Genomic DNA, 23,469 nt, shown 5'->3' on the forward strand with positions numbered 1-23,469 from the left:
GCTATCTCTACCTTGTATGGCCATGAGCTGGAGGTACCGGGCCAACGCCACACTTGAGGGCCTGACGGGATACACATTGACGCGGCGGTTGCGTAAGGAGCTCACGGAGAGCGTCCCGAAGCCTCCACCCAAACCCCCGCTTGAGCTGCAGCGGCTGCCGGGCGACACGCTACGCGGACCGGTCGACCCGGTCCACGACCGGTTGCTGCGCGAGCCGGTCTTCCTGCTCTCGTCCGTCCGGTCGGGGTCCACGCTGCTGAGGGTCATGCTCAACAGCCACTCGAAGGTGCACTCGCCCATCGAGACGCACTTCCGGCGGGTGACCATCGGTCTGGGCACCGAACCGGTACGGCAGGCGATGGAGGCGCTCGGCCACACCCACAGCGACATCGAGCACATCGTCTGGGACCGGCTGCTGCACCGGGAACTGACCCGCAGCGGCAAGCCGATCATGGCGGAGAAGACGCCGAGCAACGTGTTCGCCTGGCGGCGCATCGCGACCTGCTGGCCGGACGCGCGCTTCGTCTTCCTGCTGCGCCACCCGATGTCGATCGTGCAGTCCTGGCACGAGGCCGATCCCGAGAAGCGGCCCATGGAGATGGCCGTGCCGCGCACGCTGACGTACATGACCCACCTGGAGGAGGCCCGCACCCGCCTGGAGGGCCACACCCTGCGTTACGAGGCCCTGGTCGCCGACCCCGAGGCGGAGCTGCGCCGGTTGTGCCTGTTCCTGGGCCTCGAATGGGAGCCCGCGATGCTGAACTACGGCAGGCAGGACCACGGCGCCTTCGTCAAGGGCATCGGCGACTGGCGGGACAAGATCCGCGCCGGCACGGTGGTGGAGGGCCGCCCGCTGCCCTCGCGCGACGAGATCCCCGCCGATCTGCACGAGATCTGCCGCCAGTGGGGCTATCTGTGACCCCGACCGTGCTGTGACGAAGTTCGCTTGAATTTTGCCCGCCATCCGCCTGGGGCTCCGATATGTTGCACTTCGTGATCAACGGGCCTACGCGTCGCTCTCTCTTCGCCGGAACATTGGCCGGCCTTGCCCTGCCCACCCTGACCGCCGAGGGGGCGGAGGCGGAGACCGCGAAGAAGGCGGGCAATCTGCCCTCGCGACCCAACATCGTCGTCATTCTGGCCGACGACCTGGGCTGGGGTGAGGTCGGCTTCCAGGGACAGCGACTGATCAGCACGCCGCACCTGGACCGGCTGGCCGCCGAGGGCGTGCAGTTCGAGACCGCGTACTCGGGGGCGCCGCTGTGCGCCCCGTCCCGCTGCGCGCTGCTCACCGGCCTGCACGCGGGCCACGGCACCGTACGGGAGAACCCCGAGGGCGGGGAGCAGCACGCGCTCACCAGCGCCGACCTCACCTTCGCCGAGCTGCTGCAGCTGTCCGGCTACCGGACGGCCTGCATCGGCAAGTGGGGGTTCGGCCCCGAGCGGGCCGGCAACGTGTCGCACCCGAACCAGCGCGGCTTCGACGAGTTCTTCGGCTACATCACCCACAAGCACGCCCACCAGTACTTCCCCAAGTACCTGTGGCACAACAACGGCAAGGTGCGGCTGGACGGCAGGACGTACGCACCGGACCTGTTCCGCGAGCGGGCGATCGACTTCATCAAGCAGGACAGCGAGGAGCCCTTCCTGCTCTACTTCGCCACCATCCTGCCGCACTCGCCGAGCCAGATCCCGGGCGACGCGGGACGGTACCAGCACAAGCCGTGGACGTTAGCCAACCGCCGCCACGCCGCCCAGGTGTCCCGGCTGGACTCCGACATCGACGCGCTGGTGCGCACGCTGCGCGAGGCCGGCATAGCCCGCAACACGCTCGTGCTGATCACCAGCGACAACGGCCCGCACCGGGAGAAGGGCGTGACGCCCGAGCTGTTCAACTCCAACGCCGACTTCCGCGGCGACAAGCGCGAGGTGTACGAGGGCGGCATCCGCGTGCCGCTGGTCGCCTGGTCGCCCGCCCTGAAGCCGCGCGTGGTCAAGGAGCCGGTCGCGTCCTGGGACGTGCTGCCGACCCTGGCCGACCTGGCCGACGTGCCGGTCCCCGCCCACCTCGACGGCCGGTCCTTCCGCCGCGCGCTCGCCGGTGGCAGCGCCCCCGAGCACGACCACCTGGTGTGGAACCGGCCCAAGAAGGTCCAGGCCATCCGGCGCGGCGACTGGAAGGGGGTCAGGTTCGCCCCGCACATCTCCGGCGCCGGACCGGAGGGCCGGGTCGAGCTGTACGACCTGGCCGACGACCCCGGCGAGCAGCACGACCTCGCCGCGGACCGCCCCGACCTGGCCGCGGAGCTGATGGCCCTGCTCGACGAGTCGATCGGCCCCGACCCGCGCCTTCGCTACGGGCTGCGTACGAAGCTGACCGGCGGCCAGGTCGTCGTGACCCTGTACAACGGGTCGAAGGTGCCCTGGCGCAAGGTCCGCCTGGGGCTCGACGGGTCGCGCCGGGCACGGTCGCGGACGGTGGCGCAGGTGGAGCCGGGGGAGACCGTCGCGGTCGGCTTCCCGGTGCGCGGCGGGGAGCGGATCACCGCCCGGGCCGACTTCGTGGCGGCCGGCAGGGCGCAGGTCTTCCGCAAGTCCCACGGCTCCCGCCGCCTCGACGCCTGACAGCGCGGTTCGCCGGGCCGGAGTGCGGCCCGGCCCGGCGAGCCGGCATGGAAGCCTCACCAGGACGGAACCTCACCCTAGTGACAAAGAGTGCTGACGCGATTACCGAAAGTTGACACTCTGGTAGCTGGAGCCATCCGTTCAGGAGGGGACGACATGAACCTGATCACCCGCGCGGAGTGGGACGCGAAGAAGCCGAGCACCGGCTACACCCGCCTGGCCGCCACCCGAGGCGTCAAGATCCACTACACGGGCGGGGCGGTCCGCGCCGACCTTCCCGACGCCGCCAACCACGACCACTGCGTCGACCTGGTGCAGGACATCCAGCGCATGCACATGGCGGGCGGGCGCGGCGAGAAGTACATCGACCTGGGCTACAACATGGTCTGCTGCCCGCACGGGCGGACGTTCATGGGCCGCGGCCCGCACGCGCTGCCGGCCGCCAACGGCGCGGGCCTCAACTCCGGCCACTACGCGGTGCTCGCCCTCGTCGGCAGTTCCGGCCTCACCGAGCCCAACGACGACCTGCTGAACGCCCTGGTCGACGCCATCGAATACCTGCGCGAGCACGGGGACGCCGGGCGCGAGGTGAAGGGCCACCGGGACGGCTACGACACCTCGTGCCCCGGCGACCCGCTCTACCAGTGGGTACGCGCCGGCGCCAAGCGGCCCTGAGGCTCAGGGCAGCCGGCCGATGTGGGCGAGCGCCTGCTTCACCAGCACGCCCTGCCCGCCCGCCATGTCCTGTTGCACCAGCGGCGAGGCCGCCTCCTCGGGCGTGAACCACACCAGGTCCAGCGCGTCCTGCCGGGGCCGGCAGTCACCGGCGACCGGCACGATGTAGGCCAGCGAGACCGCGTGCTGGCGCGGATCGTGATACGGGGTCACGCCGTGCGTGGGGAAATACTCGGCGACGGTGAACGGCTGCGGGGAGGCGGGGATGCGGGGCAGCGCCACCGGGCCGAGGTCCTTCTCCAGATGGCGGAGGAGGGCGTCGCGGATCCGCTCGTGGTGCAGCACCCGGCCCGAGACCAGCGCCCGGCTGACCGTCCCGTCCGCCGCGATGCGCAACAGCAGCCCGACGTGGGTCACCACGCCGGTCTCGTCGACGCGCACCGGCACGGCGTCGATGTAGAGGATCGGCAGCCGCCCCCGCACCGACTCCAGTTCTTCCGGTGCCAGCCAGCCGGGCGTGGTTTCGGTCTTTTCGGTCATCTGCTGATCGTAACGTTCCTGGATGATCTTTTCGGGGCCGCTCAGGAAGGACAGCAGGCGCGCCGGGGAGTCCTGACCCGGGACCCACGCCGGGCACACGCGCTGCCTCGCCGGCCCTGGCGCGTCGCTGACGCGCGGACCTGGGGCAGGCTCCGGCCCGCCAGCCAGGACGTCGTGACGATGACGATGACGATGCCCAGGAACGGCAGATATTCGATGACTTGTCGTTTCATGTGAGGTCAGCCTCCGCTTGTGCCTTCGCCAGCCGCCTGCGTTGCGGCTGCACCGTGTACTTGGGGTCGTTCGCCGACTCCATCCCGGCCCGGAAGATCCCGAACCGGGTGCAGGCCGATCCCGCCAGCAGCGCCGCGCCCGCCGCCATGGCCGCGATCCGGCTGCGCCGCCCGGCGGTGATCCCGGCCAGCGCGCCGAGCAGCGACAGCGCCTCGCCCACGCGCAGCAGGCTGCTGCGCTTGAGCGGCTCGGCCAGCGGCCCCAGCCGCCGTTCCATCCGGGTGGCGGCCACGCACTCGACGGCCGCGCCCAGCAGCGCCGCCCGGCGCGCCGGGCCCGCCTCGGCGAGCGGCGCGGCCAGCATGCCGAGCCCGCCCGCGGCGGCCGTGGCTGACCCGGCGAACAGGAACGGCATCTCCCTGAACCCCTCGTGCCAGGCGGGCACGGCGGTGTCGCAGATCAGCGCCGCGGTGTAGGTGGCGACCGCCGGCCCGGCCAGCCCCGCCCCCAGTGTGGCGGCCCGGCCCAGCCTCGGGGCCAGCCCGGACACGTCGGCCGCCGCCGCGCACCCGGCCTGCGGCCCGTACGCGGTGAGGATCCAGGTGCCGACGCTCATCGGCGAGGTCACCTTGAACACCCGGAGCATGTTCACGAACCGGTCCGGCCGCCCCAGGTCGTGGATCAGCGCGTAGAGCGAGCCGCCCAGCGCGCCCAGGGCGCCGACCTTCGCCACCCTGGCCAGATGGGGCCTGCCGGTGAGCTCGGCGGCGGCCGCCAGCGTGGAGGAGGCCCCGGCCAGGCCGCCGAGGAACAGGTATCCCGCGATGTCGGCCGCCTGCCAGGTCGGCTCGTTCAGCACCGGCCGCCCGTAGTAGGAGTCGGCGCTGGGCCTCGGCGCGGCGGGCCGCTCCCGCCGGTGCCCCGCGGAGCCCGGCGTGGCCTCCCGCTCGGTCCGCACCTCGGCCGAGCCGTCCAGCCGTACGTCGGTCTGGCTCATGATCGTCCCCTTCCGCCCGGCGGGCCTGCCCGCCAGGCCGTCGCCGCCACGCCCGCCAGCAGGCCGAGCGCCGCGAGCCCGACGTGCCGCCACATCGACGGCAGGTCCCGCGTGGTCACCACGGGGTCGGGCGGCAGGCCGTACACCTCGGGCTCGTCCAGCAGCAGGAAGAACGCGCCGGTGCCGCCGACGCCGTCGCCGCTGTCGTGGCCGTACAGGCGGGCCGAGCTCATCCCGGCCGCGTGCACCTGCTCCAGGCGGCGCGCCGCGCGCTCGCGCAACTCCTCCAGGTCGCCGAACTGGATGGAGTCCGTCGGGCAGGTGGTGGCGCAGGCGGGCTCCTGGCCGGCGCCCAGCCGGTCGTAGCACATGGTGCACTTGGCGGCCGTGCCGCTGCTCTCCCGCTTGCCGATCACCCCGAACGGGCACGCGGGCACGCAGTAGCCGCAGCCGTTGCACACGTCCTCCTGCACCACGACCGTGCCGTACTCGGTGCGGAACAGCGACCCCGTCGGGCACACGTCCAGGCAGGCGGCGTGCGTGCAGTGCTTGCACACGTCGGAGGCCATCAGCCAGCGGAAGTCCATGTCGCCGACCCCCGGCTCCTGGTGGCCGAGCGGCCGGCGCTGCTCGACGAAGGCGACGTGCCGCCAGGTGTCGGCGCCCAGGCCCACGGTGTTGTCGTAGGACCAGCCGGTGAAGGTCAGGCCGTCCTCGGGGACCGCGTTCCACTCCTTGCAGGCCACCTCGCACGCCTTGCAGCCGATGCAGATGCTGGTGTCGGTGAAGAACCCCACCCGCCCTTCGGCCGGCTTCTCGTCCATGTCGAAGGCCATCCCTCACGCCTCCGTTCCGGTCGTGCCGGTCACACCGGCCCGCTGCTGATAGGCCCGGACGAACTCGGGCAGCGCCGGGCCGCGCGGCCGCCGTCCCGGCCGGATGTCCGCCGACAGGGCCTTGACCTCCTGGATGTGGGAGTTCGGGTCCAGCGAGATCGACGCCAGCTCGTTGGCCGCGTCGCCCCGGACCAGGCCGTTGGGCCCGAAGTGGAACGGCAGCCCGATCTGGTGCAGCACCCGGCCGTCGAGGCGCAGGGAGGGCATCCGGTCGGTGACCATCACCCTGGCCTCGATGGCGTTGCGGGCAGTGACGATCGTCGCCCAGTCGCCGTGCACCAGACCGCGCTCGGCGGCCAGCTCCGGCGACACCTCGCAGAACATCTCCGGCTGCAGCTCGGCCAGGTAGGGCGTGTGCCGGCTCATGCCGCCCGCCGTGAAGTGCTCGGTGAGCCGGTAGGTCGTCACCACGTACGGGTAGACCGACGCGCCCGGCTCCGCGCCGCTCGGATGGTAACGGTTGGCCTCGTGCGGATAGACCTTGCGCGCCGGGTTGCGCTGGTGCCCGTAGAGCGGATTGGCCACCGGCGAGTCCTGCGGCTCGTAGTGCGTGGGCAGCGGCCCGTCCACCACCCCGGCGGGCGCGAACAGCCAGCCCTTCCCGTCGGCCTGCATGATGAACGGGTCGATGCCCGACAGCGCCTCGACGCCCTGCGCGGCGGGCGGCGGCCGGTAGCGGGGGCTCTTATGGAGCTCGAAGTCGGGCACGTCGAAGCCGGTCCACCGGCCCGCGTCCGCGTCCCACCACACCAGCTTCTTCCGCTCGCTCCACGGGCGTCCGTCCGGCCTGGCGGAGGCCCTGTTGTAGAGCACCCGCCGGTTGGCCGGCCACGCCCAGGCCCATTCGGCGGCGATCCAGTCCTGCTCGGTGTGCGGCCTGCGGCGGGCCGCCTGGTTGACGCCGTCCGCGTAGACGCCGCAGTAGATCCAGCAGCCGCAGGTCGTCGAGCCGTCGTCCTTGAGCTCGTGGTATCCCGACAGCGGCCGGCCCTCGGGGTCGCGGCCGTTGATCTCGGCCAGCACGGCCTCCGCGTCGGGCTCGGCCACCTCGCCGCTCACGGGGTAGTCCCAGGTGAGGTCGAGCACGGGCGCGTCCATCGGGTCCTGCGAGCCGGCCAGCTTCTCCCGGATGATCCGCCCCAGGTGGTACATGAACCACAGGTCGCTGCGCGCGTCACCGGCCGGCTCGACCGCCTGGTGGTGCCACTGCAGCAGCCGGTTGGTGTTGGTGAAGCTGCCGCTCTTCTCGGTGTGCGAGGCCGCGGGGAGGAAGAACACCTCCGTGCCGATGTCGGCCGTCTTCAGCTCGCCGGTCTCGATCTCCGGGCCGTCCCGCCACCAGGTGGCGCTCTCGATCATGTTGAGGTCGCGCACCACCAGCCAGTCGAGCTCCGCCATGCCCAGACGCTGCATCTTGGCGTTGGCCGAGCCCACCGCCGGGTTCTCGCCGAGCAGGATGTAGCCCTTGCAGACGCCGTCGAGCTGCGCCAGCACGGTGTCGTAGGTGCTGTGCGAGCCCGTCAACCGGGGCAGGTAGCCGAAGCGGAAGTCGTTGTCCGGCTGCGCGGCCTCGCCCCACCACGCCTTGAGCAGGCTCACCAGGTAGCCCGGCATGTCCGCCCAGCAGCCCTTGTGCGGCGCGTCGGCCCGCAGGAAGTCGCGCAGCCCCGGGTGCTCGTGGGCGTGCGGCATCGGGATGTAGCCGGGCAGCAGGTTGAACAGCGTCGGCACGTCGCTGGAGCCCTGGATGCTGGCGTGCCCGCGCAGCGCCTGGATGCCGCCGCCCGGCCGGCCGATGTTGCCCAGCAGCAGTTGCAGGATGCTCGCCGCGCGGATGAACTGCGAGCCGTCGCTGTGCTGCGTCCAGCCCACCGCGTAGACGAACTCGGCGGTCTTGTCCGGCCCGGAGTTCTCCGTCAGGTGCCGGCACACCTGGTCGAACAGCTCACGCGGCACCCCGCACACCCGCTCGGCCATCTCCGGCGTGTAGCGGGCGAAGTGGCGGCGCAGCACCTGCATGACGCAGCGCGGATGGCGCAGCGTCTCGTCCCGGTCGGGGGCGCCCTCCAGCGGGACTCCGGCGGCGCCGGACATCTCGCCGCGGCCCGGTGGCACCCTGCCGGTCCGCCGCCCGGAGCCCGCGTCGCGCTCGCCGCCGGCCGCGGTCACCTCCATGCCCTCGTACTGCCAGGAGTTCGTGTCGTAGGTCCGGGTCTCGGCGTCGAAGCCGGAGAAGAGGCCGTCCCCGTCCTCGGCGTCGCGGTAGTCCTCGCGCAGGATGGTGGCCGCGTTGGTGTAGTTGACCACGTACTCGTGGAAGTACAGGTCGTTCTCCAGCACGTGGTTGATGATCGCGCCGAGGAAGGCCACGTCGGAGCCGGCCCGGATGGGCACGTGCAGGTCGGCCAGGGCGCTGGTGCGGGTGAAGCGGGGATCGACGTGGATGACCACCGCGCCGCGCGCCTTGGCCTCCATCACCCACTGGAAGCCCACCGGGTGCGCCTCGGCGAAGTTCGAGCCCTGGATGATCACGCAGTCGGAGTGCTGCAGGTCCTGCATGAACGTGGTGGCGCCGCCGCGGCCGAACGACGTGCCCAGCCCCACCACGGTCGAGCTGTGGCAGACGCGGGCCTGGTTCTCGATCTGCACCACGCCCAGCGCGGTCAGCAGCTTCTTGATGAGGTAGTTCTCCTCGTTGTCCAGCGTGGCGCCGCCCAGGCTGGCGATGCCCAGGGTCCTCGCGACGCGCCGGCCGTCCTTCTCCCACTCCCAGGTCGCGCGCCGGGTCTCGATGATCCGGTCGGCCACCATGTCCATGGCGGTGGCCAGGTCGATCTCCTGCCAGTCGGCCGCGCCCGGCGGCCGGTGGAGCGCCTTACGCCGGCGGCCAGGGTCGGTGGTGAGCTGGAGGGTGGCCGCGCCCTTCGGGCACAGCCGTCCTCTGCTGATGGGGGAGTCGGGGTCCCCCTCGATCTGGATGACGCGCTCGTCGCGTACGTAGACGTTCTGGGCGCAGCCCACCGCGCAGTACGGGCACACCGACTTGACGACACGGTCGGCGGTGGCCGTGCGGGCGGTCAACGCGCCGGTTCTGGCGGATTTCACCGCGGCCGCCCGCCCGGTCCGGTCCTTGCCCGTCAACTGCCGCAACAGCGGCCATCCGAAATCCATGGCGCCCCCCGATGCCCCTGGTCGCCTTCCTGCCCGGTGCGGTGCGCGGGAAAACCGGAAGACGCAGGTCAGAAGGGGTCAGAAGAGACGGGCCGCGGCCTGTTCCCAGGCGTGCTCGTCGCCCGACGGCTCGTAGCGGCGCAGCGGCTGCGAGGAGGCGACCAGGGCGCGCATCTCGTCGAGCCCGGACACCAGCCCCGCCGCCCGGGCCTGCACCAGCACGTTGCCGAACGTGGTCGCCTCGGCCGGCCCCGCCACCACCGGCAGGCCGCAGGCGTCGGCGGTGAACTGGCACAGCAGCTCGTTGCGGGACCCACCGCCCACCAGGTGTACGACGCCGACCTCGCGGCCTGACAGCTCCATCGCCTGGCGCACCGCCAGCCGGTGGCCGAGCGCCAGGCTCTCCAGGACGCAGCGCACGTAGGCGGCCGGGGACTCGGGCGGGCGTTGACCCGTACGGCGGCACTCGGCCGCGATCCTGGCCGGCATGTCGCCCGGCGGCAGGAAGAGCGGCTCGTCCGGGTTGACCACGGCCGCGAACGCCGGCTCGGCCGCCGCGCCCGCCAGCAGGTCGCCCAGGTCGGAGTCCGGCCAGGCGCGCTGGCACTCCTGCAGCAGCCACAGGCCCATCACGTTGCGCAGGTAGCGTACGGTGCCGTCGACGCCGGCCTCGTTGGTGAAGTTCGCGGCGCGGCTCTCCGGGGTCAGGACCGGGCCCGGCAGCTCCACCCCGGCCAGCGACCACGTGCCGCACGAGACGTAGGCGAACGCCTCGCCCACTGCCGGGATCGCGGCCACGGCGGAGGCGGTGTCGTGCGAGGCCACCGCCCTGACGGGCGCCGACCAGCCGATCTCCGCCGCCACGTCCCGCCGCAGCCCGCCCACCGCGTCACCGGGCCGCCGCAGCGGCGGGAACAGCAGCGCGGGCAGGCCGAGCTGCTTGATCAGCGGTAACGCCCAGGACCTGGTGCGTACGTCGAGCAGCCCCGTGGTCGAGGCGTTGGTCACCTCCGCGCCGGCCTCGCCGGTGAGCCAGTAGCCGATCAGGTCGGGGATCAGCAGCATCGTCGCCGCCTGGTCGAGCCGGTGGTCGGCCAGCAACTGGTAGATCGTGTTGAACGGCAGCACCTGCAGCCCGGACACCTCGTACAGTGCCGCCGCGCCGACGGCGTCGGCCACCTGCCCGGCCACGCCGCGCGTCCGGTCGTCGCGATAGTGCACCGGGTTGCCGAGCAGCGCGCCCGACTCGTCGAGCAGCCCGTAGTCCACCGCCCAGGAGTCAACGCCGATGGAGGAGACCGGTCCGGCCTGCCGCAGGCCGGTCAGGATCTCGCGGTAGAGGCCGAGGATGTCCCAGTGGAGGCGGCCCGCCACGCGTACCGGGCCGTTGGGGAAGCGGTGCGCCTCGGTCAGCCGCAGCCCGTCGGACAGGTCGGCCAGCATCACCCGGCCGCTGGAGGCGCCGAGGTCGACGGCGGCGAAGCGGCGGCTCATTGCGTGGACTCCCTGGCGACGAGCTCGGGCTGGAACATGATGTGCTGGTGGGCGTGCGTCTCCGGATTGTCGCACTCGTCCAGCAGCAACTCCGTGGCGATGCGGCCGAGCTGGTAGGTGGGCTGGCGCATCGAGCTCAGCGAGACGGTGGAGGCGGCGGCGAAGTCGATGTCGTCGTAGCCCATCAGCGCCACGTCCTCGGGCACCCGCACCCCGGCCCGCAGCAGCGCCCGTAGCACGCCGAGGGCGAGCAGGTCGTTGGCGCAGAACACGGCCTCGGGCAGGCCGCCCGCGATGAGGTCGCCGGCCGCCTTCTCGCCCGCGCGGGCCGTCATGGTGTTCGTCTCGGCCACCTTCAGCGTCCCGGGGTCGAGCCCGGCGGCCCGCATGGCGACCTTCGCGCCCTCCCGGCGCTCCAGGCACTGCCTGATGGCCAGCGGTCCCGTGACGTAGGCGAGGCTGCGCGCGCCCCTGGCCAGCAGGTGCGCGACCGCCGCCCGGCCGCCCGCCACGTCGTCCACGGCCACCGCGCACTGGTCGGGCCGGTGCGCGGGATGGTCGACGAGCACCACGCTGATGCCGTGCTCGCGCAGCCGGTCGAGCCTGGCCACGTCCTCGCCGGAGGGGGTGATCAGCACGCCGCGCACCCGCTGCTCGGCCAGCACCCGCAGGTTGCGCTCCTCCTTGTCCTGCGAGCCGGCCGAGTTGCCCAGGATCACCGCGTAGCCCAGCTCGCTGGCCACGTCCTCCACCCCGGCCGCGACCTCGGTGAAGAACGGGTTGCCGATGTCGATCACGCTCAGGCCGATCGTCCTGCTGTGCCCGGCGCGCAGCGTCGAGGCCGAGCCGTGGCGCACGAACCCCAGCTCGTTGATCGCCGCCTCCACCCGCTCCCGGGTGGCGGGGGCGACTTTGCCGGGCCGGTTCAGTACGTTGGATACCGTGCCCGGGGACACGCCCGCGTACGCGGCGACGTCCTTGATGCTGACCATGGCCATGAAGCCCAATTAAAACGTACTAATGACCAGTACGCCAGCCGCGGCCCAGATCCCGGCCTTATTCACTCGCTTTCAGAATGGGACTTGCCTGCCTTGGGAGAGGAACGTTTTAATCCCGGGTACCTGACGAGCGATCGAAAGGCAGGCTTCATGCCCGATGTCATCGCCTACGGCGCGGACTGGAACCCCGAGCAGTGGCCCGAGGAGGTCTGGGCCGAGGACGTCGCGCTGATGCGCAGGGCCGGCGTCAACCGGGTCAGCGTCGGCATCTTCTCCTGGTCGCTGCTGGAGCCGGTCGAGGGCGTGTTCGAGTTCGACTGGCTCGACCGCGTGCTGGACCTGCTGGCCGCGAACGGGATCCGGGCCAACCTGGCCACCCCGACCGCCGCCCCGCCGCCCTGGTTCGGCGACGCCTACCCCGAGGCGCTGCCGGTGGACGCCGACGGCCGGCGCCTGCAGCACGGCAGCAGGCAGGGCTTCTGCCCCAGCTCGCCGATCTACCGGGAGAAGGCGCTGCGCATCGCCGAGCAGGTGGCCGCCCGCTACCGCGACCACCCCGCGCTGGCCCTGTGGCACGTGCACAACGAGTACGGCTGCCACAACGCCCGCTGCTACTGCGACGCCTCGGCGGCGGCCTTCCGCGCCTGGCTGCGCTCGCGCTACCGCTCGCTCGACGCGCTCAACGACGCCTGGGGCACCGCGTTCTGGTCCCAGCACTACAGCGACTGGGCGCAGATCCTGCCGCCGCGCGCCACCCCCAGCTTCACCAACCCCGGTCAGCAGCTCGACTACCGCCGCTTCAGCTCGGACGCGCTGGTCGAGCTCTACGTCGCCGAGCGCGACCTGCTCAGGCGGCTCGCCCCTGACGTGCCCGCGACCACCAACCTGATGGCGGGCGCGCACTGGAACATGGACTGCTGGGCCTTCGCCGCCCAGGTGGACGTGGTCTCCACCGACCACTACCTGGTCGGTTCCCGCCCCGAGCCGCACGTCGACCTGGCCTTCGCCGCCGACTACGCGCGCTCGCTGAACGGCGGCCGCCCCTGGCTGCTGATGGAGCACTCCACCAGCGCGGTCAACTGGCAGCCGCGCAACCTCGCCAAGGCCCCCGGCGAGCTGCGCCGCAACTCCCTGGCCCACCTGGCCAGGGGCGCGGACGGGATCATGTTCTTCCAGTGGCGGGCCTCGCGGGCGGGCGCCGAGAAGTGGCACTCGGCGATGCTGCCGCACGCCGGCACGGGCACCAAGATCTGGCGCGAGGTCGAGGCGCTCGGGGCCGAGCTGGCCGGGCTGGCCGGCGTGGCGGGCAGCACCGTTACGGCCGAGGCCGCCATCCTCCTCGACCACTCCAGCGTGTGGGCCCAGGACCACCCCGCCCAGCCCAGCTCCGAGCTGGACCCGGTGGAGGAGGCCAAACGCTGGCACGCCGCGCTCTGGCGGGCCGGGATCACCTGCGACCTGGCGCATCCGGAGGGCGATCTGACCGGTTACCGGCTGGTTCTGGTGCCCCAGCTCTACCTGGTGAGCGACTCGGGGGCGGCGAACCTGGCCGCGTTCGTACGGCGGGGCGGGGTCGCGCTCGTCGGGCCGTACAGCGGGATCGTGGACGAGCACGACCGGGTGCGGCTGGGCGGCTACCCCGGCGCGTGGCGGGAGCTGCTCGGAGTGAGCGTCGAGGAGTTCTTCCCGCTGGACGGGCCGATCCGGCTGGCCTCCGGGGCGAGGGCCGGCGTCTGGAGCGAGGTGGCGCGCTCGACCGGCGCCCAGGTCCTGGACACGTACGCCACCGGCGAGCCCGCCCGGACCCGCAACGAGTGGGGCGAGGGGGCGGCGCACTACCTGACCACCCGGCTCGACGCCGCGGCCCTGGCCGGGGTCCTGGCCGAGGTGTGCGCCGAGGCGGGCGTCGAGCCCGTCGCCACGACCGCGCCCGGGGTCGAGGTCGTGCGCCGCTCGCACGCCGACGGCCGCTCGTTCCTGTTCGCGATCAACCACACGGCGGAGGACGCCGTGGTGACCCTGCCCGACGGCGGGACGGTCGCCGTGCCGGCCGGCGACGCCCGGGTCGTCCCCGGCCGATGAGTTAAAACGTGTAACCAGGTCGGCGCCCTGTTGAGGCTGCGGTGAACGCAATCGCCTCATTGACAGCGAGCACCGGTGAACGTAGTTTCCAGGCGGAAGATTAAAACGTTTTGAAAGGAGTGCCAGTGCAACGCGTCTGCTTCCTGCTGAAAGTCCGCCCAGAGCGGCTGGCGGAGTACCGCGAACGCCACCGGGAGGTCTGGCCGGACATGCGCGAGGCGCTCACGCGCGCCGGCTGGCACAACTACTCGCTCTTCCTCAGAGACGACGGCCTGCTCGTGGGCTACCTGGAGACCGACGACTTCGAGGCCGCCAAGAAGGCCATGGCCGAGACCGAGGTCAACGCCCGCTGGCAGGCGGAGATGGCGCCGTTCTTCGAGGACCTCGACGGGCGTCCCGACGAGGGCATGCGGCCGCTGGACGAAGTGTTCCACCTGGATTGATCGGGGAGTAATGACTGACATCAAGGCCGTGCTGCGCGCGCAGCACATCGAGACGCCGTCGTGGGCGTACGGCAACAGCGGCACCAGGTTCAAGGTGTTCGCCCAGCGGGGGGTGCCGCGCGATCCGTACGAGAAGCTGGCCGACGCCGCGCAGGTGCACGCCTTCACCGGGGTGGCGCCCACGGTGGCGCTGCACATTCCGTGGGACAAGGTGGACGACTACGCCGACCTGGCCCGGCACGCCCGGGAGCTGGGGGTGGGTATCGGGGCGATCAACTCCAACGTCTTCCAGGACGACGACTACATGCTCGGCAGCGTCACCCACCCGTCCGCGCGGGTGCGCCGCAAGGCGACCGACCATCTGCTGGAGTGCGTGGACATCATGGACGCCACCGGGTCGGACACGCTGAAGTTGTGGTTCTCCGACGGCATCAACTACCCGGGCCAGGACGACCTCCGCGCCCGGCAGGACCGGCTGGCCGAGGCCCTGGCCGAGGTCTACGACCGCCTCGGCGAGGGGCAGCGGTTCCTGCTGGAGTACAAGCTGTTCGAGCCCGCCTTCTACGCCACCGACGTGCCGGACTGGGGGACCGCGTACGCGCACTGCGTCAAGCTCGGCCCGAAGGCGCAGGTGGTGGTGGACACGGGGCACCACGCGCCGGGCACGAACATCGAGTTCATCGTGGCGTTCCTGCTGCGGGAGGGGAAGCTGGGCGGGTTCGACTTCAACTCCCGCTTCTACGCCGACGACGACCTGATGGTGGGGGCGGCGGACCCGTTCCAGCTCTTCCGGATCATGTACGAGGTGGTGCGCGGCGGCGGGCTGGACCCGGCGACCGGGGTGGCGTTCATGCTCGACCAGTGCCACAACATCGAGCCGAAGATCCCGGGCCAGATCCGCTCGGTGATGAACGTGCAGGAGGCGACCGCCAAGGCGCTGCTGGTGGATCGGGAGGCGCTGGCCGCCGCGCAGGCCGAGGGTGACGTGCTGGGCGCGAACGGGGTGTTCATGGACGCCTACAACACCGACGTGCGGCCGCTGCTGGCGGAGCTGCGGGAGGAGTCGGGGCTGGCGTCCGACCCGATGGCCGCCTACGCCAAGTCCGGATATTTCGAGAAGATCGTCGCCGATCGGGTCGGCGGCGCACAGGCCGGCTGGGGAGCCTGACACCACCATGAGTGACCACGTCATCGAAGAACTACTTGAACGCTCGCACCGCCTGGGCGCCGATGCCCGCAACACCAACTACGCGGGCGGCAACACCTCGGCCAAGGGCGCCGCGCCCGACCCGGTGACCGGCGAGGAGGTCGAGCTGCTGTGGGTCAAGGGCTCCGGCGGCGACCTCGGCACGCTCAAGCAGGCGGGCCTGGCCGTGCTGCGCCTGGACCGGCTGCGCGCGCTGGCGAACGTCTACCCGGGCGTGGACCGCGAAGACGAGATGGTCGCCGCGTTCGACTACTGCCTGCACGGCAGGGGCGGGGCCGCGCCGTCGATCGACACCGCCATGCACGGCCTGGTCGAGGCCGCCCACGTCGACCACCTGCACCCCGACGCCGGGATCGCCCTGGCCACCGCCGCCGACGGCGAGGAGCTGACCAGGCGGGTGTTCGGCGACCGGGTGGTGTGGGTGCCGTGGCGGCGGCCCGGCTTCCAGCTCGGCCTGGACATCGCGGCCATCAAGGACGCCCACCCCCAAGCGATCGGCTGCGTCCTCGGCGGCCACGGCATCACCGCCTGGGGCGCCACGTCGCAGGAGTGCGAGTCCCGCTCGCTGGAGATCATCCGCACCGCGGAGGCGTACCTGAGCGAGCACGGCCGCCCGGACCCGTTCGGCGCCGTCGTCCACGAGACCCTGCCCGAGGCCGAGCGGCACGAGCGCGCGGCGACCCTCATGCCGCACATCCGCGGCCTGGCCGCCACCGACGTGCGGGTGGTCGGCCACTACACCGACAGCCCGGAGGTGCTGGACTTCGTCTCCCGCGCCGAGCACCCGCGGCTGGCGGCCCTGGGCACCTCCTGCCCTGACCACTTCCTGCGCACCAAGGTCGCGCCGCTGGTGCTGGACCTGCCGCCGGACGCGCCGCTGGAGCGGGCGGTCGAGCGGCTGCGCGAGCTGCACGCCGCCTACCGGGCCGACTACACCGCCTACTACGAGCGGCACGCCACTCCCGGCTCGCCGCCCATGCGCGGCGCGGACCCGGCGATCGTGCTGGTGCCGGGCGTGGGCATGTTCTCGTTCGGCAAGGACAAGCAGACCGCCCGGGTGGCCGGCGAGTTCTACGTCAACGCGATCAACGTCATGCGCGGCGCCGAGTCCGTCTCCAGCTACGCGCCGATCCCGGAGTCGGAGAAGTTCCGCATCGAGTACTGGGAGCTGGAGGAGGCCAAGCTGCGCCGCCTGCCCAGGCCCAAGCCGCTGGCCACGCGGATCGCGCTGGTCACCGGCGGCGGCTCGGGCATCGGCGCGGCCACCGCCCGCCGGCTGGCCGCCGAGGGCGCATGCGTGATCGTCGCCGACCGCGACCTGGCCGCCGCGGAGAAGGTGGCCGCCGAACTCGGCGCGGCGGCACACCGGGTCTCCGACGTCGCCGTGGCGGTCGGGGTGGACGTCACCTCGGAGGAGCAGGTCGTCGCAGCTGTACGCGCGGGCGTGCTGGCCTTCGGCGGCGTGGACCTCGTGGTCAACAACGCCGGCCTGTCACTGTCGCGGTCGCTGCTGGAGACGAGCCTGGCCGACTGGGACCTGCAGCACGACGTCATGGCCAGGGGCTCCTTCCTGGTCTCCAGGGAGACCGCCCGGGTCCTGATCGATCAGGGCCTGGGCGGCGACATCGTCTACATCGCCTCCAAGAACTCCGTCTTCGCCGGCCCGAACAACGTCGCCTACGGCGCCGCCAAGGCCGACCAGGCACACCAGGTCCGGTTGCTGGCGGCCGAGCTGGGCGGGCACGGCATCCGGGTGAACGGCATCAACCCCGACGGCGTCGTACGCGGCTCGGGCATCTTCGCCTCCGGCTGGGGCGCCAACCGCGCGGCCGTGTACGGGGTCGAGGAGGACAGGCTCGGCGAGTTCTACGCCCAGCGCACGCTGCTCAAGCGCGAGGTCCTGCCCGAGCACGTCGCGGCCGCGGTCTTCGCCCTCACCGGCGCCGACCTCTCCCTCACCACCGGGTTGCACGTCCCGGTGGACGCCGGCGTGGCCGCCGCCTTCCTGCGCTGACGCCCGCCGGGCGCAGGCACCGAACGGCACAAAGGGCCGCCGCTCCCCGAAGACGGGGGCGGCGGCCATGTTCGTCTCCGGGGAACAGGGGGAAGGGAACCCACGATGTGGTCCGCCCGCCCGCCCTCCGCTTGCATATTCATCCTCTGGCGTGCATCATCTTGTCAGTGCAGCAAAACCATGAGGACATATGCATGACTATGCAGGAGGCCGCCGGATGAGGGCAGCAGTCGCGGGAGCCAGCGGCTACGCGGGTGGGGAGCTGCTCCGCCTGCTGCTCGCTCACCCCGAGGTCGAGATCGGCACGCTCACCGCCGCCTCCAGCGCGGGCAGCCTCCTCGCCGCCCACCAGCCCCACCTCCCGCAACTGGCCGGTCGCCGCATCGAGGACACCACCGCCGAGGCGCTGGCCGGCCATGACGTGGTCTTCCTGGCGCTGCCGCACGGCCACTCGGCCGCGGTCGCCGCCCAGCTCGGCGAGGAGACCATCGTGGTCGACTGCGGCGCCGACCACCGCCTCGCCGATCCGGCCGCCTGGCAGGAGTTCTACGGCGGCGAGCACGCCGGCACCTGGCCCTACGGCCTGCCCGAGCTGCCCGGCCAGCGCGAGATCCTGCGCCGGGCCACCCGCATCGCGGTCCCCGGCTGCTACCCCACCTCGGTCCTGCTCGCCCTGTCGCCCGCGTTCGCCGCCGGGCTGGCCGAGCCCGACGTGGTCGTGGTGGCCGCCAGCGGCACCAGCGGCGCCGGCCGCTCGCCCAAGCCCCACCTGCTCGGCAGCGAGGTCATGGGCTCCGTCAGCGCGTACGGCGTGGGCGGGGCACACCGGCACACCCCCGAGATGGAGCAGGGCCTGTCGGCCGTCGCCGGCGGCCCGGTGCGCGTGTCCTTCACCCCGACGCTGGCCCCGATGAGCCGCGGCATCCTCGCCACCTGCACCGCTCCCGCCACGCCCGGCGTCACCAAGGAGTCGCTGCGGGCCGCCTACGAGGTGGCGCTGAAGGACGAGCCGTTCGTCCACCTGCTGCCCGAGGGCCTCTGGCCGGCCACCTCCATGACCTACGGCGCCAACACCGCCGCCCTCCAGGTGACGCTCGACGAGCGGGTGGGCCGCCTCGTCGCCGTCATCGCCATCGACAACCTCACCAAGGGCACGGCCGGAGGCGCGATCCAGTGCGTGAACCTCGCCCTCGGCCTGCCGGAAGAGCTGGGTCTCCCCGTGACAGGAGTTGCTCCGTGAGAGAACGTACCCAACGCACCGGTAGGCAGGGGTTCCCGGCAGCCCCGCGGACGGCGAAGGAGGCGGCATGAGCGTCACCGCCCCGCTCGGTTTCCGTGCCGCGGGAGTCGCGGCCGGGATCAAGTCCGGCGGCGCCCGCGACCTGGCCCTCGTCGTCAACGACGGGCCCAGCCGCGCCGCCGCGGGAGTCTTCACGGCCAACCGCGTGCAGGCCGCCCCCGTGCTCTGGTCGCGACAGGTCCTCGCGGGTGGCCGGGTGCGGGCGGTGGTGCTCAACTCCGGCGGCGCCAACGCCTGCACCGGCCCCGAGGGCTTCCAGGACACCCACGCCACCGCCGAGAAGGCCGCCGCGGTGCTGGCCGACTCCGCGGGCGAGATCGCGGTCTGCTCCACCGGACTGATCGGCGAGCGGCTGCCGATGGACGCGCTGCTGTCCGGCGTCGAGACCGCCGCCACCCAGCTCTCCCGCGACGGTGGCCTGGCCGCCGCCGACGCCATCCGCACCACCGACACCGTCTCCAAGATCTCCTTCAGGCGGGCCTCCGGCTACATGGTGGGCGGCATGGCCAAGGGCGCCGGCATGCTCGCCCCCGCCCTGGCCACCATGCTCTGCGTGATCACCACCGACGCCGACCTGACCAGCGAGGAGCTCGACGCCACGCTGCGCCGGGCCACGGCCACCACGTTCGACCGGCTCGACGCCGACGGCTGCATGTCCACCAACGACACCGTGCTCCTGCTGGCCAGCGGCGCCTCCGGGGTGCGGCCTGACCTGGCGGAGTTCGAGCAGAAGGTCACGGAGGTCTGCGCCGACCTGGCCAGGCAGCTCCTGGTCGACGCCGAGGGCGCCACCAAGGCCATCGCCATCGAGGTGGTCGGCGCGGCCTCGGAGGACGACGCCGTCAAGGTCGGCCGTACGGTGTCGCGTTCCAACCTGCTCAAGTGCGCCATCCACGGCGAGGACCCCAACTGGGGCCGCGTCCTGGCCGCCGTCGGCACCACCGACGCCGTCTTCGAGCCCGACCGGCTCAACGTCGCCATCAACGGCATCTGGATCTGCCGTGCCGGCGCGGTCGGCGACGACCGCGACAAGGTGGACATGCGCCCCAGGGACGTGACGATCACCATCGACCTGTCGGCGGGCCCGTACACCGCGACCGTCCACACCACGGACCTGACCGCCGCCTACGTCCACGAGAACTCGGCGTACTCCTCATGAGGCTCACCACCGCCCATTCCAAGGCGGAGGCGCTGATCGAGGCGCTGCCCTGGCTGACCCGCTTCCACGGCGCGACCATCGTGATCAAATACGGCGGCAACGCCATGACCGACGAGGCCCTCAAGGAGGGCTTCGCCGAGGACGTCGTCTTCCTGCACCACGCGGGCCTGCGCCCGGTGGTCGTGCACGGCGGAGGCCCGCAGATCAGCAGCGCGCTCGACCGGCTGGGCATCGAGTCCACGTTCACCGCCGGGCTGCGGGTCACCACGCCCGAGGCCATGCAGGTCGTCAGGATGGTCCTGGTCGGCCAGGTCAACCGCGACATCGTCGGCCTGGTCAACCGGCACGGCCCGTTCGCGGTCGGCATGTCCGGGGAGGACGCCCACCTGTTCACGGCCGTACGCAAGCACGCCATCGTGGACGGCGCGCCGGTCGACATCGGCCAGGTCGGCGAGATCATCAAGGTCGATCCCGGCGCGGTGCACGCCCTGCTCGACGACCGCCGCATCCCCGTCGTCTCCAGCGTCGCCAGGGGCGACGACGGCGAGATCTACAACGTCAACGCCGACACGGCCGCCGCCGCCCTGGCCGTGGCGCTCCAGGCGCAGAAGCTGATCGTCCTGACCGACGTCGAGGGCCTGTACGCCAACTGGCCCGACGACACCGACGTGATCCCCGAGCTCCGCGCCGACGAGCTGGAGACCCTGATGCCGACGCTGTCGAGCGGCATGGTCCCCAAGATGGAGGCGTGCCTGACGGCCGTGCGGGGCGGCGTCCCGCAGGCCCACGTGCTCGACGGCCGCGTGTCCCATTCACTGCTGCTGGAAATCTTCACGAACGAGGGAATCGGAACGATGGTGATGCCCTGATGGACCTGTTTCAGAGGTTCGAAAAGGCCTTCATGCCCAACTACGGCGTCCCCCCGGTCGCCCTGGCACGAGGCGAGGGCTCCCGCGTGTGGGACGTGGCGGGCAAGGAATATCTCGACTTCATCGCCGGCATCGCGACCAGCTCGCTCGGCCACGCCCACCCGGCCCTGGTCGAGGCCGTCTCCAAGCAGGTCTCCACGATCGCGCACACCAGCAACCTGTTCCTGCACGAGCCCGAGGTGCTGCTCACCGAGAAGCTCCTCGACCTGCTGAACGCCCCCGCCAAGGTCTTCCTCGCCAACTCCGGCACCGAGGCCAACGAGGCCGCCTACAAGCTCGCCGTCAAATACGGCCGCCGCGAGGGCCGCTCCTACTTCGTGGCCGCCGAGAACGGCTTCCACGGCCGGACCATCGGCGCCCTGTCCCTGACCGGCAAGCCGGCCATCCGCGACCAGTTCGGACCGTTCCCGATCGACGTGCGCTTCGTCCCGTACGGCGACGCCGACGCGCTCAAGGAGGCCGTGACCGGCGACTGCATCGCGGTGTTCCTGGAGCCCACGCAGGGCGAGGCGGGCGTGGTCCCGCCGCCGGAGGGCTACTTCGAGGCGGCCCGCGAGATCTGCGACTCGACCGGGGCGCTGCTGGTGGCCGACGAGATCCAGGCCGCCATCGGCCGTACCGGCCACTGGTTCGCCCACCAGGCAGACGGCGTCACGCCCGACATCCTGACCCTGGCCAAGGGGCTGGGCGGGGGGTTGCCGATCGGCGCGTGCGTCGGGTTCGGCGACGCGGGCACGCTGTTCGAGAAGGGCGACCACGGCTCGACGTTCGGCGGCAACCCGGTCTCGTGCGCCGCCGCCCTGGCCGTGCTGGACAACCTCGACCTCGACCACGTCAAGTCGGTCTCCGCGCGGCTGCGGGGTGGCCTGGAGGCCATCGGTCACCCGCTGCTGAAGGGGGTGCGCGGGCGCGGCCTGTGGCTGGCCACGGTGCTGACCGAGCCCCGCTCGGCCGAGGTGCAGCGGGCCGCCGCGGACGCCGGTTTCCTGGTCAACGCCCTCCAGCCGGACGCCGTACGCCTGGCGCCGCCGCTGATCGTGACGGCCGGCGAGGTGGACGCGTTCGTGACGGCGTTCCCGCGGATCCTGGAAGAGGCATCGAAGTGAGCAATCCCGCCGCGGTCAGGCACTTCCTGCGGGATGACGACCTGACGCCCGCCGAGCAGGCGGAGGTCCTGGAGCTCGCCGCCGCGATGAAGCGCGACCGCTTCGGCTACCAGCCGTTCAAGGGCCCGAAGACGGTCGCGGTGCTGTTCGACAAGCCCTCGGCCCGCACCCGGATCTCCTTCCACACCGGCATCGGCGAGCTGGGCGGCCTGCCGCTGGTGGTGGACAACCTCTCGGTCCTGATGGGCCGGGGCGAGCCCACCGCCGACCTGGCCAGGGTGCTGGACCGCCAGGTCGCCGCCATCGTCTGGCGCACGACCGGCCAGGAGCTCATCGACGAGATGGCCGCGCACTCGCGCGTCCCGGTCGTCAACGCGCTCACCGACGAGTTCCACCCCTGCCAGATCCTCGCCGACCTGCAGACCGTCAGGGAGCGGCTGGGCGGGACCGCCGGGGTGACGCTCGCCTTCGTGGGCGACGGCGCCAACAACATGGCCCACTCCTACCTGCTCGGCGGCGCCACGGCGGGCATGCACGTGCGCATCGGCGCCCCGGCCGGCTACCAGCCGGACGCGGTCGTGCTCGACCAGGCCGCCGCCATCGCGGCCAAGGCAGGCGGCTCGGTGATCGCGCTGTCCGACCCGGCCGCCGCCGTCCAGGGCGCCCACGTGATCGCCACCGACACGTGGGTGTCGATGGGCCAGGAGGGCAAGGAGCAGCGGGTGGCCGCGCTCATGCCGTACCAGGTCAACGCGGAGCTGCTGAAGAACGCCGCGCCCGACGCGATCGTGCTGCACTGCCTGCCGGCCTACCGCGGATACGAGATCACCGAAGAGGTTCTCGAAGGTCCGCGAAGCGTGGTCTGGGACCAGGCGGAAAACCGGCTGCACGCGCAGAAGGCGCTGCTGCACTGGTTGGTGACCCACTAGATGACGATCCCGATGACCAAGGCCGCGCGGCAGGCGAAGATCACCGACCTGCTGCAGCGGAAGGCCGTACGCTCCCAGCCCGAGCTGGCCAAACTGCTCGCCGAGAGCGGTGTCGAGGTCACCCAGGCCACGCTCTCACGCGACCTGGACGAGTTGGGCGCGCTCAAGCTGCGGGCCGACGACGGCTCGCTGGTGTACGCGCTCCCGGGAGAGGGCGGCGGCCGGATCCCGCTCACCCGGGTGGGCACCGGCACCGGCGAGTCGCCGGCCGCCCGGCTGCACCGCATCGCGGAGGAACTGCTGGTCGGGGCCGAGGCGTCGGCCAACCTGGTCATCGTACGGACCCCGCCGGGCGCCGCGCAGTTCCTGGCCTCGGCCATCGACCACGCCGACTGGGAGTCGATCCTCGGCACGGTGGCGGGCGACGACACGATCCTCGTCATCAGCCGCGACCCGGCGGGCGGGCCGGCCGTCGCGGAGGCGCTGCTGCGGGTGGCCGACAAGCGAAGCTAGCGCCGCCTTCCGCACTTTCCGCGAAGATCGCCGTGGCCAGGAACGCCAACCTGGGCCGGATGCACTATGGTCGCGCCGGGGCGCACAAAGCACCGGGGGACAGGCAGGGCACGATGCCGGCGAGCACCGAAGCGGGCGCGACCATGGAAAAGGGACA

19 protein-coding genes are annotated in these 23,469 nt (G+C 72.1%); 13 read left to right on the forward strand and 6 right to left on the reverse strand.

What is annotated here, in order from left to right:
• Window positions 1–22: 22 nt before the first annotated feature.
• The 3 genes from BLS95_RS43335 to BLS95_RS43345 all read left to right on the forward strand — a co-directional run bounded on the left by BLS95_RS43335 (window position 23) and on the right by BLS95_RS43345 (window position 3,300).
• Window positions 23–919, forward strand: coding sequence for a sulfotransferase family protein (locus BLS95_RS43335; RefSeq protein WP_218136265.1), 897 nt, complete (start codon window positions 23–25; stop codon window positions 917–919).
• 74 nt (window positions 920–993) lie between these two features.
• Window positions 994–2,625, forward strand: a complete 1,632-nt coding sequence (locus tag BLS95_RS43340; RefSeq protein WP_176993689.1) for an arylsulfatase — start codon at window positions 994–996, stop codon at window positions 2,623–2,625.
• A gap of 156 nt (window positions 2,626–2,781) precedes the next feature.
• Window positions 2,782–3,300: a peptidoglycan recognition protein family protein gene (locus BLS95_RS43345; RefSeq protein ID WP_090945433.1), complete on the forward strand. Its 519-nt coding sequence runs from the start codon at window positions 2,782–2,784 to the stop codon at window positions 3,298–3,300.
• Between the two features lie 3 nt (window positions 3,301–3,303).
• Here BLS95_RS43345 and BLS95_RS43350 read toward each other — a convergent pair whose 3' ends face one another.
• The 6 genes from BLS95_RS43350 to BLS95_RS43375 all read right to left on the reverse strand — a co-directional run bounded on the left by BLS95_RS43350 (window position 3,304) and on the right by BLS95_RS43375 (window position 11,630).
• The gene (locus BLS95_RS43350; RefSeq protein ID WP_090945464.1) at window positions 3,304–3,840 is read right to left on the reverse strand and encodes an NUDIX hydrolase family protein; all 537 of its coding nucleotides are present in this window, start codon (window positions 3,838–3,840) and stop codon (window positions 3,304–3,306) included.
• Between the two features lie 229 nt (window positions 3,841–4,069).
• Window positions 4,070–5,071 (reverse strand): NrfD/PsrC family molybdoenzyme membrane anchor subunit, encoded by a 1,002-nt coding sequence (nrfD, locus tag BLS95_RS43355; protein WP_090945434.1) that lies wholly within the window; start codon window positions 5,069–5,071, stop codon window positions 4,070–4,072.
• Window positions 5,068–5,907, reverse strand: coding sequence for a 4Fe-4S dicluster domain-containing protein (locus BLS95_RS43360; protein ID WP_090945435.1), 840 nt, complete (start codon window positions 5,905–5,907; stop codon window positions 5,068–5,070). Before BLS95_RS43360 ends, nrfD begins: the two co-directional genes overlap by 4 nt.
• 3 nt (window positions 5,908–5,910) lie before the next feature.
• Window positions 5,911–9,138: a formate dehydrogenase gene (gene fdh / locus BLS95_RS43365; protein ID WP_090945436.1), complete on the reverse strand. Its 3,228-nt coding sequence runs from the start codon at window positions 9,136–9,138 to the stop codon at window positions 5,911–5,913.
• Between the two features lie 78 nt (window positions 9,139–9,216).
• Window positions 9,217–10,632 carry a rhamnulokinase gene (locus BLS95_RS43370; RefSeq protein ID WP_090945437.1) on the reverse strand — a complete coding sequence of 472 codons (1,416 nt, stop codon included), beginning with the start codon at window positions 10,630–10,632 and terminating at the stop codon, window positions 9,217–9,219.
• Window positions 10,629–11,630, reverse strand: a complete 1,002-nt coding sequence (locus BLS95_RS43375) for a LacI family DNA-binding transcriptional regulator (RefSeq protein WP_090945465.1) — start codon at window positions 11,628–11,630, stop codon at window positions 10,629–10,631. The genes BLS95_RS43370 and BLS95_RS43375 overlap by 4 nt, the downstream gene beginning before the upstream one ends.
• 150 nt (window positions 11,631–11,780) lie before the next feature.
• On the opposite strand from BLS95_RS43375, the gene BLS95_RS43380 reads away from it, so the two are divergent.
• The 10 genes from BLS95_RS43380 (at window position 11,781) to BLS95_RS43425 (ending at window position 23,312) form a co-directional block, all read left to right on the forward strand.
• Window positions 11,781–13,712, forward strand: a complete 1,932-nt coding sequence (locus tag BLS95_RS43380) for a beta-galactosidase (RefSeq protein WP_090945438.1) — start codon at window positions 11,781–11,783, stop codon at window positions 13,710–13,712.
• 125 nt (window positions 13,713–13,837) lie between these two features.
• Complete coding sequence (locus BLS95_RS43385; RefSeq protein ID WP_090945439.1) at window positions 13,838–14,155, forward strand: L-rhamnose mutarotase; 318 nt, start codon at window positions 13,838–13,840, stop codon at window positions 14,153–14,155.
• A gap of 10 nt (window positions 14,156–14,165) precedes the next feature.
• A complete protein-coding gene (gene rhaI / locus BLS95_RS43390) occupies window positions 14,166–15,323 on the forward strand; it encodes an L-rhamnose isomerase (RefSeq protein ID WP_090945440.1) in 1,158 nt (385 codons plus the stop codon).
• Between the two features lie 7 nt (window positions 15,324–15,330).
• On the forward strand, window positions 15,331–17,376 hold the full coding sequence (locus tag BLS95_RS43395) for a bifunctional aldolase/short-chain dehydrogenase (RefSeq protein WP_090945441.1): 2,046 nt from the start codon (window positions 15,331–15,333) through the stop codon (window positions 17,374–17,376).
• Between the two features lie 217 nt (window positions 17,377–17,593).
• Window positions 17,594–18,616 carry an N-acetyl-gamma-glutamyl-phosphate reductase gene (gene argC / locus BLS95_RS43400; protein WP_090945442.1) on the forward strand — a complete coding sequence of 341 codons (1,023 nt, stop codon included), beginning with the start codon at window positions 17,594–17,596 and terminating at the stop codon, window positions 18,614–18,616.
• A gap of 67 nt (window positions 18,617–18,683) precedes the next feature.
• Complete coding sequence (gene argJ, locus BLS95_RS43405; protein ID WP_090945443.1) at window positions 18,684–19,835, forward strand: bifunctional glutamate N-acetyltransferase/amino-acid acetyltransferase ArgJ; 1,152 nt, start codon at window positions 18,684–18,686, stop codon at window positions 19,833–19,835.
• On the forward strand, window positions 19,832–20,704 hold the full coding sequence (gene argB / locus BLS95_RS43410; RefSeq protein WP_090945444.1) for an acetylglutamate kinase: 873 nt from the start codon (window positions 19,832–19,834) through the stop codon (window positions 20,702–20,704). Before argJ ends, argB begins: the two co-directional genes overlap by 4 nt.
• Complete coding sequence (locus BLS95_RS43415; RefSeq protein WP_090945445.1) at window positions 20,704–21,870, forward strand: acetylornithine transaminase; 1,167 nt, start codon at window positions 20,704–20,706, stop codon at window positions 21,868–21,870. The genes argB and BLS95_RS43415 overlap by 1 nt, the downstream gene beginning before the upstream one ends.
• Window positions 21,867–22,799, forward strand: coding sequence for an ornithine carbamoyltransferase (gene argF, locus BLS95_RS43420; RefSeq protein WP_090945446.1), 933 nt, complete (start codon window positions 21,867–21,869; stop codon window positions 22,797–22,799). Before BLS95_RS43415 ends, argF begins: the two co-directional genes overlap by 4 nt.
• Window positions 22,800–23,312, forward strand: coding sequence for an arginine repressor (locus tag BLS95_RS43425; protein WP_090945447.1), 513 nt, complete (start codon window positions 22,800–22,802; stop codon window positions 23,310–23,312). It begins immediately after the preceding gene.
• The last annotated feature ends 157 nt before the right edge of the window (window positions 23,313–23,469 follow it).

The organism is Nonomuraea jiangxiensis (assembly GCF_900099965.1).
Taxonomy (GTDB): domain Bacteria; phylum Actinomycetota; class Actinomycetes; order Streptosporangiales; family Streptosporangiaceae; genus Nonomuraea; species Nonomuraea jiangxiensis.

Excerpts from the sequence above, each read along its gene's own strand:
- argC (WP_090945442.1), top strand. The coding sequence starts at position 17,594 with ATGAGGGCAGCAGTCGCGGGAGCCAGCGGCTACGCGGGTGGGGAGCTG.
- BLS95_RS43335 (WP_218136265.1), top strand. The coding sequence starts at position 23 with ATGAGCTGGAGGTACCGGGCCAACGCCACACTTGAGGGCCTGACGGGA.
- BLS95_RS43395 (WP_090945441.1), top strand. The coding sequence starts at position 15,331 with ATGAGTGACCACGTCATCGAAGAACTACTTGAACGCTCGCACCGCCTG.
- BLS95_RS43425 (WP_090945447.1), top strand. The coding sequence starts at position 22,800 with ATGACGATCCCGATGACCAAGGCCGCGCGGCAGGCGAAGATCACCGAC.
- argJ (WP_090945443.1), top strand. The coding sequence starts at position 18,684 with ATGAGCGTCACCGCCCCGCTCGGTTTCCGTGCCGCGGGAGTCGCGGCC.
- rhaI (WP_090945440.1), top strand. The coding sequence starts at position 14,166 with ATGACTGACATCAAGGCCGTGCTGCGCGCGCAGCACATCGAGACGCCG.
- BLS95_RS43345 (WP_090945433.1), top strand. The coding sequence starts at position 2,782 with ATGAACCTGATCACCCGCGCGGAGTGGGACGCGAAGAAGCCGAGCACC.
- BLS95_RS43415 (WP_090945445.1), top strand. The coding sequence starts at position 20,704 with ATGGACCTGTTTCAGAGGTTCGAAAAGGCCTTCATGCCCAACTACGGC.
- nrfD (WP_090945434.1), bottom strand. The coding sequence starts at position 5,071 with ATGAGCCAGACCGACGTACGGCTGGACGGCTCGGCCGAGGTGCGGACC.
- BLS95_RS43350 (WP_090945464.1), bottom strand. The coding sequence starts at position 3,840 with ATGACCGAAAAGACCGAAACCACGCCCGGCTGGCTGGCACCGGAAGAA.
- BLS95_RS43370 (WP_090945437.1), bottom strand. The coding sequence starts at position 10,632 with ATGAGCCGCCGCTTCGCCGCCGTCGACCTCGGCGCCTCCAGCGGCCGG.
- BLS95_RS43380 (WP_090945438.1), top strand. The coding sequence starts at position 11,781 with ATGCCCGATGTCATCGCCTACGGCGCGGACTGGAACCCCGAGCAGTGG.
- BLS95_RS43360 (WP_090945435.1), bottom strand. The coding sequence starts at position 5,907 with ATGGCCTTCGACATGGACGAGAAGCCGGCCGAAGGGCGGGTGGGGTTC.
- fdh (WP_090945436.1), bottom strand. The coding sequence starts at position 9,138 with ATGGATTTCGGATGGCCGCTGTTGCGGCAGTTGACGGGCAAGGACCGG.
- BLS95_RS43375 (WP_090945465.1), bottom strand. The coding sequence starts at position 11,630 with ATGGCCATGGTCAGCATCAAGGACGTCGCCGCGTACGCGGGCGTGTCC.
- argB (WP_090945444.1), top strand. The coding sequence starts at position 19,832 with ATGAGGCTCACCACCGCCCATTCCAAGGCGGAGGCGCTGATCGAGGCG.